The organism is Streptomyces sp. NPDC034086, from assembly GCF_055575515.1.
Genome location: NZ_JBVISM010000002.1, coordinates 572,530 through 585,672, shown reverse-complemented (window position 1 = coordinate 585,672; position 13,143 = coordinate 572,530). Strand labels below are relative to the sequence as shown.

At 72.2% G+C, this 13,143-nt stretch carries 14 protein-coding genes; 4 read left to right on the top strand and 10 right to left on the bottom strand.

The window, feature by feature from the left end; genetic code table 11:
* Positions 1 to 5: 5 nt before the first annotated feature.
* The 4 genes from ACZ514_RS08100 to ACZ514_RS08085 form a co-directional block, all read right to left on the bottom strand.
* Complete coding sequence (locus ACZ514_RS08100) at positions 6 to 509, bottom strand: hypothetical protein (protein WP_468175880.1); 504 nt, start codon at positions 507 to 509, stop codon at positions 6 to 8.
* A 152-nt stretch (positions 510 to 661) separates the two neighbouring features.
* Positions 662 to 943 (bottom strand): hypothetical protein, encoded by a 282-nt coding sequence (locus ACZ514_RS08095; protein ID WP_468695975.1) that lies wholly within the window; start codon positions 941 to 943, stop codon positions 662 to 664.
* A gap of 10 nt (positions 944 to 953) precedes the next feature.
* On the bottom strand, positions 954 to 1,673 hold the full coding sequence (locus ACZ514_RS08090) for a TetR/AcrR family transcriptional regulator (protein ID WP_468175886.1): 720 nt from the start codon (positions 1,671 to 1,673) through the stop codon (positions 954 to 956).
* Positions 1,674 to 1,695: 22 nt separating this feature from the next.
* Entirely contained in the window at positions 1,696 to 2,625 is a 930-nt protein-coding gene (locus ACZ514_RS08085; protein WP_468175889.1) for an AurF N-oxygenase family protein, read from the bottom strand.
* Between the two features lie 172 nt (positions 2,626 to 2,797).
* Here ACZ514_RS08085 and ACZ514_RS08080 point away from each other — a divergent pair, with 172 nt between their 5' ends.
* On the top strand, positions 2,798 to 3,907 hold the full coding sequence (locus tag ACZ514_RS08080; RefSeq protein ID WP_469124362.1) for a ferritin-like domain-containing protein: 1,110 nt from the start codon (positions 2,798 to 2,800) through the stop codon (positions 3,905 to 3,907).
* A gap of 52 nt (positions 3,908 to 3,959) precedes the next feature.
* Here the strand turns inward: ACZ514_RS08080 and ACZ514_RS08075 are convergent, their stop codons facing one another.
* Together ACZ514_RS08075 and ACZ514_RS08070 are read right to left on the bottom strand one after the other, a co-directional pair.
* Complete coding sequence (locus ACZ514_RS08075) at positions 3,960 to 5,420, bottom strand: penicillin-binding transpeptidase domain-containing protein (RefSeq protein ID WP_469124361.1); 1,461 nt, start codon at positions 5,418 to 5,420, stop codon at positions 3,960 to 3,962.
* Positions 5,417 to 6,856, bottom strand: a complete 1,440-nt coding sequence (locus ACZ514_RS08070; protein WP_469124360.1) for an FtsW/RodA/SpoVE family cell cycle protein — start codon at positions 6,854 to 6,856, stop codon at positions 5,417 to 5,419. The genes ACZ514_RS08075 and ACZ514_RS08070 overlap by 4 nt, the downstream gene beginning before the upstream one ends.
* Before the next feature lie 106 nt (positions 6,857 to 6,962).
* Between ACZ514_RS08070 and ACZ514_RS08065 the strand changes: the two genes are divergently transcribed.
* Positions 6,963 to 7,352 carry a DUF6325 family protein gene (locus ACZ514_RS08065; RefSeq protein ID WP_469124359.1) on the top strand — a complete coding sequence of 130 codons (390 nt, stop codon included), beginning with the start codon at positions 6,963 to 6,965 and terminating at the stop codon, positions 7,350 to 7,352.
* Positions 7,352 to 7,792 carry a hypothetical protein gene (locus tag ACZ514_RS08060; RefSeq protein WP_469124358.1) on the top strand — a complete coding sequence of 147 codons (441 nt, stop codon included), beginning with the start codon at positions 7,352 to 7,354 and terminating at the stop codon, positions 7,790 to 7,792. Before ACZ514_RS08065 ends, ACZ514_RS08060 begins: the two co-directional genes overlap by 1 nt.
* Positions 7,793 to 8,192: 400 nt before the next feature.
* On the opposite strand, the gene ACZ514_RS08055 is transcribed toward ACZ514_RS08060, so the two are convergent.
* From ACZ514_RS08055 to ACZ514_RS08045, 3 genes are all read right to left on the bottom strand, one after another.
* Positions 8,193 to 8,447, bottom strand: a complete 255-nt coding sequence (locus ACZ514_RS08055) for a hypothetical protein (RefSeq protein ID WP_469124357.1) — start codon at positions 8,445 to 8,447, stop codon at positions 8,193 to 8,195.
* Positions 8,440 to 8,592 (bottom strand): hypothetical protein, encoded by a 153-nt coding sequence (locus tag ACZ514_RS08050; RefSeq protein ID WP_469124356.1) that lies wholly within the window; start codon positions 8,590 to 8,592, stop codon positions 8,440 to 8,442. Before ACZ514_RS08050 ends, ACZ514_RS08055 begins: the two co-directional genes overlap by 8 nt.
* Positions 8,593 to 8,679: 87 nt before the next feature.
* Positions 8,680 to 9,930 (bottom strand): helix-turn-helix domain-containing protein, encoded by a 1,251-nt coding sequence (locus ACZ514_RS08045; protein WP_469124355.1) that lies wholly within the window; start codon positions 9,928 to 9,930, stop codon positions 8,680 to 8,682.
* 712 nt (positions 9,931 to 10,642) lie between these two features.
* Here ACZ514_RS08045 and ACZ514_RS08040 point away from each other — a divergent pair.
* On the top strand, positions 10,643 to 11,887 hold the full coding sequence (locus ACZ514_RS08040; RefSeq protein WP_469124354.1) for a C40 family peptidase: 1,245 nt from the start codon (positions 10,643 to 10,645) through the stop codon (positions 11,885 to 11,887).
* On the opposite strand, the gene ACZ514_RS08035 is transcribed toward ACZ514_RS08040, so the two are convergent.
* Positions 11,836 to 13,098 (bottom strand): styrene monooxygenase/indole monooxygenase family protein, encoded by a 1,263-nt coding sequence (locus ACZ514_RS08035; RefSeq protein WP_469124353.1) that lies wholly within the window; start codon positions 13,096 to 13,098, stop codon positions 11,836 to 11,838. The genes ACZ514_RS08040 and ACZ514_RS08035 overlap by 52 nt on opposite strands.
* Positions 13,099 to 13,143: the final 45 nt, after the last annotated feature.

Here is a 13,143-nt window from a genome sequence, read left to right as displayed (position 1 = left end):
GTCCGCTACGCCAGAAGGAGGGTCAGGAGTTCGGGGAGCTCGGGCAGGCCGGGGGCGCATCGGGCGTGCACGCCCACGAAGTTGATCACGTCGACGCGGTCGGTCTCCTTGAGGCTGCCACGGATGCTCCAGTCGCCCTTCTTGAGCGAGACGAGAACGAGTTCGCCCCGCTCGCTGCGGCTCTCGCGCCGCCATCCCCGCTTCTCCAGTGCCCTGACGACGGCCTCGTACGGTCCGGCCCCGGTTCCCTGGCCGACCGGGGCGTCGGGGCGGCCGGACCACAGTGTCGTGCACGGTGCCAGCTGCGTACCGGACGGTCCCTTGACCTCGGGGGCCACCGACGGAGACAGCCCGATCATCCCTGCCTCGGCCGTGGCCTCCTCGACGTCGCGGTCGACCTCGTCCCGGTCCGCCGCCTTCGAGGCTGCGGACGTATCCGGACGGGGGTCCCCAGCGTCCCCACCGCCGCAGCCGGTCACACCCGCCATCACGACGGCCGTCGCGGCCACAGCCCTGACCGCTGCTCTCCACACAGGCACTCTCCCGCCCCTTTACCGTTCACCAGGCGGTGCCCGCACGTTTCTCCGGGGAGTATCCCATGGTGACGGACGCACCGGTTCGCCTCATACGGCCACGCCCCGGACCGGTGGCACTCGTGCCCTCAGCGTGAGGCCCCGCCCCGCCCCGGCCTTCCCCACGGCCAGCGCGGCTTGGGCTTCCGGCCCGTCGGGGAGAAGGTGTACTTCCACCCCTTCTGGAGTCCCAGCCGCTTCGTGTACCCCGACGGGACCCGCTCGTAGAGCAGTACCGTCGGGGGTCCGCCGTCCGGGGCCGGGACGGGGATCTCGTACCACTTCGGCGGGTGGCCCGTCGGGCCGACGAGGATCGGGAGGACCCGGCCGTCCATCGGCCCGCCCTCGAAGGGGGTCGGTTCGCTTCTCACCCCACCAGTGTCACAGCAGGTGGGCCGCCTCGGAGACCAGTGGGATGACGCGTCGGGCGAGGACGCCCACCGGGCCCTCCGGCGGTTCCAGCGCGAGCGCGGCCCGGGCGGCGGACGCCGTCTCGGGGTCGGTGGCCGCCGTGGCCGTGAGGAGGGCGATGAACTGGTCCACCAGCCAGTCGCGGAGGGTGGCGGCCTCCGGCTGTTTCCCCTCGTCGATCCAGATCAGGGACGCCGCCTCGACCGCCGTGATCCAGGTGCGCACCATCATCCGCAGCCGTGGTCCGGGCCCCGGGGCGGGGACGTCCAGGTGGAGGAGGATCTGGTCGGCGGCCGCGCGGCGGATGCCGTCCACCGTGGCCGTGGTGCGGGAGGTCTCGACGACGCTGCCGCCCTGCAGGAGGGCGGCGAAGCCGGCGTCGTGCTCGTCGACGAAGGCCAGGTAGCGGTCCAGGACCCGGGAGAGCCGCTGGGTCAGCGGGCCGGTCTGCGGTTCCGCGAAGCACAGTTGGAGGACGTCGGCCGCCGAGCGCAGGGCGGCTTCGTACAACTGCTGTTTCCCGCCCGGGAAGTAGCGGTAGACCAGCGGGCGCGAGACGCCGGCGGCCTCCGCGACGTCGTCGAGGGAGATCTCCTCCGGGGCACGGTGCGCGAACAACGACAGCGCGGCGTCGAGGAGCTGGGCTCGCCGCTCCTCGACGCTCAGTCTGCGGTAGGCCCGTACGGTCATGCCCGCAGCGTAGACGACCCTCCTACGCGAGGAGGCCCGAGCTGCGCCAGAGCCTGCGGCCGACGCCGCGCAGCACGCCGATGTCGTCGAGGAAGTCGGTGAGCCGCTTCGCGCCGGTCTGCATCACCTCGCGGCGGTGGCCGCTGGCCTTGACCTGGGCGACGGCTTCGCGCCGGTCGAGGCCCACGTTCTCGTAGACGGCCGGGTTGACGAAGGCCACGGAGAAGACGCGGGCGGCCTCGCCGCAGCTGATGCGGGTGAGTTCCCGCTCCCAGCGCGGGGCGGTCAGCATCTGGCGGCGCAGTTCCTCGCGGGCGTAGCGGACGTGCCGGGCCTCCTCGATGACGTGGATCCGGGTCACTCCGCGGACCAGGGGCTGGATGCGCTCGTCCGGGAAGGTCAGGCGCTGCATCCAGTCGAGGATCTCCTCGCCGAGCAGGGTGCAGGCGAAGGAACCGGGGGTGGTGGAGACCGTCTTGAGGATGCGGGCGAGGTTGTGGTTGAGCCGGGTGACGGGATAGTCGGGCGCTCCGGCCTTCTGGATCATGCGGGCGAACATCATCGAGTGGCGGCACTCGTCGGCGATCTCGGTGAGGGCGTACCGGACGTGGTTGCTGGTCAGCGGCTTGTCGTAGATGTGCCGGACCAGGAGCTGCATGAGGATGATCTCGAACCAGATGCCGAGGGAGGCGAGGGACGCCGCTTCGTGGCGGGAGAGGTCGATGCGCTGCTCCTCGCCCATCTTCTTCCACATCGGGGTGTCGTAGAGGGAGAGCAGCTCGGGCGGCCAGTAGTACGTGCCGTCGATCGGCGGGGCGTCCCAGTCGAGTTCCCGGTCGGGGTCGAAGGAGTGCTTGGCGGAGGACTCGAGGAGTCGTTCGGCGATCTGCTCGCGGTCCTTGAGGAGGCCGAGGGCGTCCCTCAGCGCGGCTCGTTCCGTCACGGTCGTCATGGCTCCGGGTCCCTCGCGGTCGGTCGGGTTACCTGCGGTCACCTCTTATGAGACTGCTTGTCAGCAAGGTCGTCAATCCCTCGCGCACGACTTGTTGACCCCGCGTCTACCAACGTGTGACGCTGCCAACTGTCCGCCCACGCGCGGCAGTACGCGAGACGAGGAGGCATCCGTGTCGACGCACGAGTTCTACACCCAGGCCCCGCACGAGAGCGTCTGGCCGGTCCCCGCCTCCGGTGCGGCCCGCTTCAGCTGGGAGTACGACGGGGGCCGCGACCGCCTCCTCGCCCTGTACCAGAAGGGCAAGGACAAGCAGTGGGACGGCGCCAAACGCATCGACTGGGACATCGAGGTGGACCCGTACGACCCCCTCGGCACGCCCGACGAGATGCTGACGCTGCACGGGACCCGCCACTGGGCCGGGATGACCGAACGGGACAAGGGCGAGCTGCGACGGCACTACAGCGCCTGGAACTTCAGCCAGTTCCTGCACGGTGAGCAGGGTGCGATGGTGTGCGCGGCGCGCATCGTGGAGTCGGTCCCGGACCTGGACGCGAAGTTCTACTCCGCGACCCAGACCATGGACGAGGCCCGTCACGCGGAGATCTTCGGGCGTTTCCTGCACGAGAAGGTCGGGATGCTCTACCCGATCAACGACAGCCTCCAGGGGCTGCTCGGCGACACCCTGCGCGACTCCCGCTGGGACATGCCCTACCTGGGCATGCAGGTGCTCATCGAGGGGCTGGCGCTCGCCGCCTTCGGAATGATCCGCGACACGACGGACAAGCCGCTGCCCAAGCAGATCCTCGCGTACGTGATGCAGGACGAGGCCCGCCACGTGGCCTTCGGGCGGATGGCCCTGCGCGACTACTACAGGCAGCTGACCGATGCCGAGCTGCGCGAGCGCGAGGAGTTCGTGATCGAGGGCTGCTACCTGATGCGCGACCGGCTGCGCGGGGTGGAGGTGCTGGAGAACTTCGGCGTCCCCCGGCGGGAGGCGGTGGAGTACACCGAGCAGTCGGAGTTCCTGCACTTGTTCCGGAAGCTGCTGTTCAGCCGGATCGTGCCCTGCGTCAAGGACATCGGGCTCTGGGGGGACCGGCTGCAGAAGGCGTACCTGGAGATGGGAGTCTTCGAGATGGGCGACTCCAACCTCGACCTGCTGATGACCCAGGACGAGGAGATCGCCGAGACCCTGGACCGCGAGCGCTTCGCGGCGGAGGAGCGGGCGCGGGTGGCGGAGGTCGAGGCGGCCATCCAGGAGGGCGCCGCCCCGGCCTGAGGGCGGCCGGGCCGGCTGGGGGACCTCCCCGGCGCCTTCGGACCCTCGCGCGTCAGTGTTCCGCCAGTGCCGCCTCCATCACCGCCCGGGCGATCGGGGCCGCCGCGCCGTTGCCGCTGATGTCCCCGCGCACCGCCGAGGCGTCCTCGACCACGACCGCCACCGCCACCGCCGGCTGCGGTTCGTCCTCCGCGCGGGCCCAGGCGATGAACCAGGCGTACGGGGTGCCGGCGTTGCCGACGCCGTGCTGGGCGGTGCCGGTCTTGCCGCCGACCCGGGCGCCGGGGATCGCCGCGTTGCGCCCGGTGCCGTCCTCCACCACCTTCACCATCAGCTCCTGCATGCGCAGCGCCGTGGCCGGGCTCATCGCCCGTCCCAGGGTGCGCTGGTCGGCGCGCCGCAGCGGGGAGCCGTCGTCCCGGGTCGTGCGGTCCACCAGGTACGGGGTCCGCAGCTCGCCGCCGTTGGCGACGGCCGCCGCGACCATCGCCATCTGGAGCGGGGTGGCCCGGGTGTTGAACTGCCCGATCGAGGAGAGCGCCAGCTGGTCCGGGCTCATGTCGGTGTCGAAGTTGGACCGGGACACCCACGACGGCACCCGCATCCCCTCGTCGTTGAACCCGAAGCGGGCGGCCGCCTCCGCCATGCCGCGCAGCCCCACCCGCACGCCGATGTCGGCCATCACCGTGTTGCAGGACCACTGCACGGCCTCCGCCATCGAGGCCTCCGCGCAGCCGGTGGCCGCGTTCGGCAGCACGGTGCTGGTGCCGGGCAGCCGGTACGGGTCGGGGGTGCGGGTGGGTGCGTCCACATCGGTGACCACGCCCGCGTCGAGGGCGGCGGCGGCCGTCACGATCTTGAAGGTGGATCCGGGCGGGTAGGTCTCGCGCAGCGCCCGGTTGAGCATCGGCCTCGCGGGGTCCGCGTTCAGCCGCGCCCAGGCCGCCTTGACCCGCGTACCGGTGCCGGAGAGCAGGCCGGGGTCGTACGAGGGGCTGCTGACCAGGGCCAGGATCCTGCCGGTGGCCGGCTCGACGGCGGCCACCGCGCCCCGCTTGCCCCCGAGCCCCCGGTACGCGGCCTGCTGCACGGCGGCGCGCAGGGTGGTCTCGGCGTTGCCGCCGCCGGGGCGGCCGCGCGAGAGGTCGTACCAGAGGGGGAAGGCGGACAGCCCCGGGTCGGTGCCGGAGAGGACGGCGTCCTCGGCCCGCTCGACGAAGCTCGTCCCGTACGTCTGGGAGGAGAATCCGGTGACGGGCGCGTAGAGCGGGCCGTCGGTGTAGGTGCGTTCGTAGCGCAGCAGCTGGCCGCTGTCGCGGGAGCCGGTGACGGGCTTGCCGTCGACCAGGATGTCGCCGCGCGGTTCGGCGTAGCGCGCGATGGCGGGGCGCTTGTTGGCCGGGTTCGCCCCGTAGGCGGCGGACTCCCACACCTGGACGCGGGCGACGTTGGCCAGCAGGGCGGCGAGCAGCAGGGCGCAGAAGTACGCGCACCAGCGGATGTAGCGGATCACGCGGGGGCCTCCCCCGGTTCCGGGCCGGGTCCGGGGCCCGGTCCCGGGCCGGGTCCGGGTCCGGGTCGGCGGGCGTTGTCGCTGAGCCGGACCAGCAGGGCGACGATGATCCAGTTGGTGACCACGGAGGAGCCTCCCTGCGCCAGGAAGGGCATGGCCATGCCGGTGAGCGGGATCAGGCCGGTGACGCCGCCCGCGATGACGAACACCTGGAGGGCGACGATCGAGGCGAGCCCGGTGGCGAGCAGCCGCCCGAAGGGGTCGCGCAGCGCGAGCCCGGCCCGGAACCCCCGGGACACGAGGAGCCCGTAGAGGAGCAGGATGGCGGTGAGGCCGACGAGGCCGAGCTCCTCCCCGGCGGTGGCGAGCACGAAGTCCGACTTGGCGGCGAAGCCGATGAGGAAGGACTGGCCGTGCCCGAGCCCGGCGCCGAGCAGGCCGCCTGCGGCGAAGGCGAAGAGGGACTGGGCGAGCTGGCCGGGGCCGTCGCCGCGCTCGATGGAGGCGAAAGGATTCAGCCAGTCGTCCACGCGGCTGTGCACGTGCGGCTCGAAGGTCCCGACGGCGTACGCCCCGAGGGCGGCGAGCAGCAGCCCGATGGCGATCCAGCCGATCCGCCCGGTGGCGGTGAACAGCATGATCACGAAGAGCCCGAAGAAGAGCAGAGAGGTCCCGAGGTCACGCTCCAGGACGAGCACCCCGACGCTGAGCAGCCAGATCGCGAGGATCGGCCCGAGCACCCGGCCGGGCAGGAGCCGCAGCTTCCAGAAGAGCCGGCGGCCGGTGAGGGCCAGGGCGGTGCGGTTCGCGGCCAGATAGGCGGCGAAGAAGAGGGCCAGCAGGATCTTGGCGAACTCCCCGGGCTGGAAGGACAGCCCCGCGAAACGGATCCAGATGTGGGCGCCGTTGACGGCCGGGAAGAAGACGGGGACGAGCATCAGCACGAGAGCGGCGGTCACGGACAGGTAGGCGTACCGCTGCAGCACCCTGTGGTCGCGCAGCAGGGCGAGCACGAGGACGAAGAGCACCACCCCGAGCGCCGACCACCGCAGCTGGTCCTCCGCCCCGGGCTCCCCGGGGGTGGCGAGGTCGAGGCGCTGGATGAGGACCAGGCCGAGCCCGTTGAGCAGGACCGCGATCGGGAGGAGCAGCGGATCGGCGTACGGGGCCCTGAACCGGACGGCGAGGTGGGCGAGCAGCGCGGCGCCCCCGAGCCCGGCGGCGTAGGGGGCGGCGGGGTAGGGGGCGTCGGGGTGGGCGGCCCCCGCCCGGCCGGGCGCGCCGTCGGCCGCGAGGCCCACGTAGAGGTGGCCCAGTACGGAGATCAGGACCGCGCCCGCGAGGAGCGCCAGCTCGATGCCGCGCCGCTTGGCGGCACGGCCGTCGGGGGGCGGGGACGGAGCGGGCTCCGTCACCTTCGCCGTCAGAGCGGTCATACGGGGAAACGTAGCAAGGTCGCGGCTGGTATGTCCGCTTATGTCATAGGGTGCCGAAGAGTCGTCAGAAACGGTCAGCAGCGACAGGAGTGAGGAGCCCCGGCGCATGGGACCAGTGGAGTTCATCGTCCTCGCCTTCCCGGAGGAACAGCTGCGGGTCCCGGCGGTCGAGGCCGTGATGGGGCTGCGGAAGACCGGGGTGGTCCGGCTGATCGACGGGCTCGTCACGACGAAGACGGCGTCGGGGGAGGTCCTGGCGGCGGAGTTCGACGAGTTCGTGGAGCTGCGGGGCATCCTGGCCGGCCGTGACGTGGCCCGGCTGATCGGCCCGGAGGACGTGCAGGAGGCGGCGGAGCTCCTGGACCGGGGCAGCAGCGCGCTGCTGCTGGTGGTCGAGCACGTCTGGGCCCAGGACGCGGCGATCGCCGTACGGGCCGCGGGCGGGCGGATCGTCGGCTCGGTCCGCATCCCGGCGGAGCGGGTGGGGGTGGCGTGATGTTCATCCGGCCGGTGGGCGTGACGGTGAGGGCGGCGGTCCGCCCGGCGGGCCGCCCGCTGCTGCGCGGGCTGCTGCGGCGGGCGGCGGGCGCGGCGGAGTGGGCCCAGGCGGAGGACACCGGGGAGGCGATGGTGGAGGGGTTCGGGGAGGAGGACGAGTTCGGGGAGGGCGACGGGCGGCCCTGGGGGGAGGCACCGGGTCCGGGTCCGGTCGCCGAGACGGAGGAGCAGCCGGGCACGGCGGAAGCACCCGAAGCGGGCGGGGTGGGGGCGGGAGCCGGCCCACCGCCGGTCGGCGGCCTGGTGGCGGCCGGCGCCCTGGTGGCGGAGCTGACGCAGCTGGCCGACCTGACCCGGGAGGGTCTCCTGACGCGGGACGAGTTCACCAGGGCGAAGGCCCTCCTGCTGGGCAGCGGGGGCACGGGGACGGAAGCCTAGGGGGCGGTATCAGGGCTGGTTTGGGGGTTTCCCGTCAGTCCCATCGTCCTTCCGTGTCGGGCCGGTCCCTCAAGGGCGCTCCTTCGTCGCGTCGCTACGCGATGGCCTTCGGCCACCCTTGACAGACCAGCCCGCCCCGGAAAGCCGAAAGACTGCCGAGAACCCCCCAAAGAAACGGGACGGACCAGAGGAGAAGCACTCCCGCATCAGCGATGAGACGAGGTGGGCGGACGTCGGTCCGCCGGGCATCCGGGCCCCTCAGAGACCCTCGGCAGTCCACCCCCACGCGCCAGATCGCTACGCGCTCCCCATGGCTTAGCGTCCGGCGACCGTCCTGGGCCGGTACCTGCACGAAATGCCGATCAGAGCCCCATCCGGGAGCGGTGGGCGCGTCAGATCGCTACGCGCTCCTCCCGGCCCAGTGTCCGGCGGCCGTCCTGGGCTGGTCATAAGCGGGCTGGACGTTGGCCACGGCGGTGGTGAATTCACGTCCCGAGGCGCCATGGATGTAAGCGAGTTCCATCCAGTGCTCGATCCCGGTGTTCGAGACGTTCTCGTTGATCACCGCCATCAGGACGCCCTCGGCACCTGAAGCAATGTCGCGCACGCGCTGACGGAGGAGCCGGTGGGGGACGTACTCGTAGCACTCACTCATCGCGCGCCCCCGCAAAGGTGCCGAGGAAGCGCTCCCAGCCGGCCAACGCCGGGTCGAGGAGATCCGTACTGGGTTCCGCCATGACCTCCACCCGCACCACAAGGGTGTCCGAGGCTTCGTCGCGGGTACAGCTGCACAGGTTCACGGGCCACTCCTACCGTCGTCAGGACGCTGAACCACGACGTTAGGGAGGGATGCCGGAAAGGAGGGGCCCGGTCCGGGCCCCTTCCCGCTACGCGGCCAGCAGACCGATGTCCACCGCCAGGCGACTGGCTCGCTGCCGGCGTTCGGGCAGCCGCGAGGCTGTCTCCTCCAGCACGATGGCCCGTGCGTACCCGTTGTACCGGGTCGTGTCCGGAGCCACGGCGTGGGCCTGTTCCAGTGTCGCGAGCGCCACGTCCGGCTGTCCGTCCAGGTGGTAGGCGCGCGCCTGCTCGATGCGGTGGCGGGCCCGGCGCGGCAAGGACGGGATCACCGCCGTCTCCGGACCGGCGGCCTGCCGTACGGCCTCACCGGCGGTGCGCAGTTCCACCGCCACGCTGACCCCGTGTGCACCCATCACCGGGCGACCGAAGCTCGTCACGTGGTGGAAATAACCGTGGGGAAGCCCCTCGGCCACACGGTCCGCTCGCTCCCACCACCCCCAGGCGGCGCCGGTCTCGCGGCGCCTCGCGGCAGTCAACCCGGCCTCCGCCCGCAGCGCGCCCACCATCGCCCGGACCTCCACGGCCGCATCCGCCAGCCCCGGCTCCAGTAGGCGCAGCGCCCGCTGGACCACGTCGTCCGCCTCGTCGTACTGGCCGGAATCACGGTGCGCCTGTACGGACAGCCAGGCAGCGACGGCCATGGCGTGGGGGTCCTCGGATTCCTGCGCGGCACTCATACCGCGATCGGTGACCCGCCAGAGCAATGAGGGGTCCGGCTGGTAGGCGACGAAGAACTGGGCGAGGAAATAGGTCTCCGCCTTGAGGCGCAGCGCACTTCGGCGCTCGGCGGCGGTCTCCGCCTGCCGCACCGAGAGTTGCGTGTCCCGGATCAGTCCCGGCAGCAGGGCACCGATGACCGCCCGGTGGTTCGACGCCTTGTGCCGGGCCGCCCAGGCAGCGTCCAGGGCCGCTCGCAGGAACGCCTGGGAGGGGGCCTGCCGGTCATCACCGACCGGAAAGGCGGTGAGCGCGGCACGGACAGCAGGCAACTGGTCATGCCCGGGGCCGAGGAAGAGATCGGTGTTCTGCCCCGTACCGATGTCGCCCACCAGGTCATTGAGGCGACGGACACGGAGGGCCTGGCCGATGGCGAGGACCTCGGGCAGTCTCGGCATTCTCATGGCGCCCGTCTCGACTTTCTTGACCCACGACGGATGATGGCCGAGGAGCCCGGCCAGCTGCTCACGGGTCATACCTCGGCGAGTGCGGTAGATCTGAACACGTTGCCCGAATGCGACAGGGTGGTCGTACGGGTCGGGGGGTGCATCGGAGGACACGGCCTTGCCCCTTCTCTGTGCAGCTCGACAGCGAACAGCCTAGGTGCCAGGGCCATTTGCAGTGCTGAAAACCATCAGCCCCGGACAGTCCGCCTGACGCGTCCGCCCGCTTCCTCCGCTGCCCTGATCGACATGTGGTGCAGGTACCAGCCCAGGACGGCGGCCGGACGCTAAGCCGGGAGGAGCGCGTAGCGATCTGACGCGCCCACCGCTCCCCGATGGGGCTCTGATCGACATTTCGTGCAGGGATCAGCCCCGGACGGTCGTCGGACGCTATGCCGACAGGAGCGCGTAGCGATCTGACGCGTCCGGGTGGACGGCCGGGGGTCTCTGGGGGCCCGCATGCAGGACACGGTCAGGGCCCGCCCCACCCCGTCACATCGCTGATACGGGAGTGCTTCCCCTCTGGACCGTCCCGTTTCTTTGGGGGGTTCTCGGCAGTCCTTGTCTTTCCGGGGCGGGACGGTCGGTCAAGGGTGGCCGGAGGCCATCGCGCAGCGACGCGACGAAGGAGCGCCCTTGAGGGACCGGCCCGACACGGAAGGACGATGGGACTGACGGGAAACCCCCAAACCGACTGTGACACCGCCCCGCAGAACCCCCGCCCCCGGAACCCCGCCCCGCCCAACCGGGTGACCGGCCTCGACCCGCCAGTCGGGCTCGGGGGAGGGGGCGGGTTCGCGTGGCAGCATCGGGCGGCGGAGGTGATTACATGACAAAACGACTACTGCGGACCGTGTGTCTCGCCGCCGTCTTCGTCACCGCTGGCTCCCCGCCCCCCGTCCACGCCGAGCCCGCACCGCGCCCCGGACCCGCCGTCGCCGAAGGTCCCCTCCCCCAAGCCCGCACCGCGCCCGCCACCGCGCCCGCCACCGCGGCCGCAGCCGCGCCCGCCCGCGGGGTCGGGGAGCTGCTCGTCCGGTTGCAGGGCCTGTACCAGAGGGCCGAGGAGGCCAGCGAGGCCTACAACGCCGCCGACGTGGCGCTCAAGGCCCGCCGGGCGGAGGAGGAACGTCTCACCACCGCCCTCGGCAGGGCCCGTTCCGCCCTCGACTCCGAGCGGGCCACCGCCGGGCGGCTCGCCCGGGAGCAGTACCAGGGGGCCCACGGCGGCGCCCTCTCCCCGTACCTGCGGCTGCTGCTCTCCGGGGACCCCCAGCAGGCCGTCGACCAGCGACGGCTCGCCGCCCGCGAGGGTGCCCGGCGGGCGGCGGTCGTGGCGCGGCTGGAACGGGACCGCAAGCAGGCGGGAGCGCTCGCCGGAGCCGCCCGCAAGGCCCTCGACGAGCAGCGGGCCCTCGCCGCGCAGCAGGAGCGGGCCCAGCGGGAGGTCACGGGCCGGCTCAAGGAGGTGGAGCGGCTGCTGGCCGCGCTCACCCCCGAGGAGCTGGCCGGGCTCGGGGCGCGCGAGGCGGCCGTCACCGCCGGGGCGCAGCGCTCTCTGCTGGACTCGGGCCGGCTGCCCGCCCGTACGGGGACGCCGACCGCCGCCGGCGGGGCCGCCCTGCGGTACGCGGCGGCGCAGATCGGCAAACCGTACGTGTGGGGCGCGGAGGGGCCGGCCTCCTTCGACTGCTCGGGGCTGACCTCGCGGGCCTGGGAGCATGCCGGGCGGTCCATCCCCCGGACCAGTCAGGAGCAGTGGGCGCGGCTGACCCGGGTGCCGCTGGACCGGCTGCGCCCGGGCGATCTGGTGGTCTACTTCCCGAAGGCCACCCATGTGGCCCTGTACCTCGGGGACGGCAAGGTGATCCAGGCACCCCGTCCGGGGGCCGCCGTGAAGGTGTCGCCGATCGCCGCCAACCCGCTGCTCGGGGCGGTCCGCCCGGACCCCGAGGGGACGCCGCTGGAGGAGTTCACCCCGCCGCCGCTCCCGGAGGCGGCGACGGCGGGGGACGACACGGGCTACTCGGCGGAGGAAGGACCGGCGGCGGAGGCGGAGACCTCCGCCAGGTAGTCGGCCGTGTCCTCGGGGTCGTAGAAGTACGCGTCGAAGTCGGCCGGGTTGTCGAAGCCGTTGGCGAACCGGTCCGCCACCGGCTGGAGCTGCCCGGCCGCGCCGATCAGGTTCAGCACGTGCTCCGGGGGGACGCCCAGCATGGCGTTGGTCCACTGGGTCACCGGCTTGCCGGTGGTGAACCAGTACTTGTCGAAGGTCGCCTTCATCCACGCCTCGTCGAACGGCTTGTCGCCGTGCATGAGGATCGAGGAGAGGTACGAGGCCGCGCACTTGGCGGCCGAGTTCGAGCCCTGCCCGGTGATCGGGTCGTTCGCGACGACCACGTCCGCGACGCCCAGGACCAGGCCGCCGCCGGGGAGGCGGCCGATGGGGTTGCGGACGACGGGCGCGTACCGGCCGGAGAGCGTGCCGCCCGCGTCCGTCAGCTCCACCTTGGTCGCCCGCGCGTACTCCCACGGCGTGAACTTCTCCATGAGCTCCAGCGTGAGCGCCAGGTGCTCGGCCGGGTCGTTGACCCCCTTGAAGACGTCCAGGGGTCCGCCCGGCACGCCCTCCCAGAACAGGATGTCGGCGCGCCCCGAGGTGGTCAGGGTCGGCATGACGAACAGTTCGCCGACGCCCGGGACCAGGTTGCAGCGCACGGCCTCGGTCTCCAGGTGCTCGCGGCGCGGTCCGAGGCCGTGGACGTACGCGACGGCGAGGGCGCGCTGCGGGGCGTCGTAGGGGGAGCGCGCGGCGTCCCGGCCGAACATCGACACGAGCTCGCCCTTGCCGGCGGCGACGAGGACGAGGTCGTACGTACGGGAGAAGAAGTCCAGGTCGGCGACGGACGCGCCGTGGATGACCAGCTGTCCGCCGCGCTGGGTGAAGGTGTCCAGCCAGCCGGCCATCTTCACGCGCTGGTCGACGGACTGCGCGTGTCCCTTGAGGCGGCCGAGCCAGTCGATGGCGCGGGAGCCGTCGGGGGCGGCGACGGAGACGCCCAGGCCCTGGATCTTCGGGGCCTGCCTCTCCCAGAAGTTCAGCTGGAGGTCCCGTTCGTGCTGGAGCGCCGTGTCGAACATGCACTGCGTCGACATGACCCGTCCGGTGCGGATCTCGTCGGGGGTCCGGTTGGACATGAGGGTGATCTCGTACCCCTTCGCCTGGAGGCCGAGGGCGAGTTGGAGACCGGACTGGCCGGCCCCGACGACGAGTATCTTGCGCATCTCACGTTCTCGATTCGGGGGGAGGGTTTCTTCGGCACGTGCCGG

Bases quoted from the DNA above. Each gene is read 5' to 3' on its own strand.
- ACZ514_RS08090 (WP_468175886.1), bottom strand. From the start codon at position 1,673: ATGACCGTACGGGCCTACCGCAGACTGAGCGTCGAGGAGCGGCGAGCC.
- ACZ514_RS08085 (WP_468175889.1), bottom strand. From the start codon at position 2,625: ATGACGACCGTGACGGAACGAGCCGCGCTGAGGGACGCCCTCGGCCTC.
- ACZ514_RS08070 (WP_469124360.1), bottom strand. From the start codon at position 6,856: ATGACCGCTCTGACGGCGAAGGTGACGGAGCCCGCTCCGTCCCCGCCC.
- ACZ514_RS08065 (WP_469124359.1), top strand. From the start codon at position 6,963: ATGGGACCAGTGGAGTTCATCGTCCTCGCCTTCCCGGAGGAACAGCTG.
- ACZ514_RS08060 (WP_469124358.1), top strand. From the start codon at position 7,352: ATGTTCATCCGGCCGGTGGGCGTGACGGTGAGGGCGGCGGTCCGCCCG.
- ACZ514_RS08055 (WP_469124357.1), bottom strand. From the start codon at position 8,447: ATGAGTGAGTGCTACGAGTACGTCCCCCACCGGCTCCTCCGTCAGCGC.
- ACZ514_RS08040 (WP_469124354.1), top strand. From the start codon at position 10,643: ATGACAAAACGACTACTGCGGACCGTGTGTCTCGCCGCCGTCTTCGTC.
- ACZ514_RS08035 (WP_469124353.1), bottom strand. From the start codon at position 13,098: ATGCGCAAGATACTCGTCGTCGGGGCCGGCCAGTCCGGTCTCCAACTC.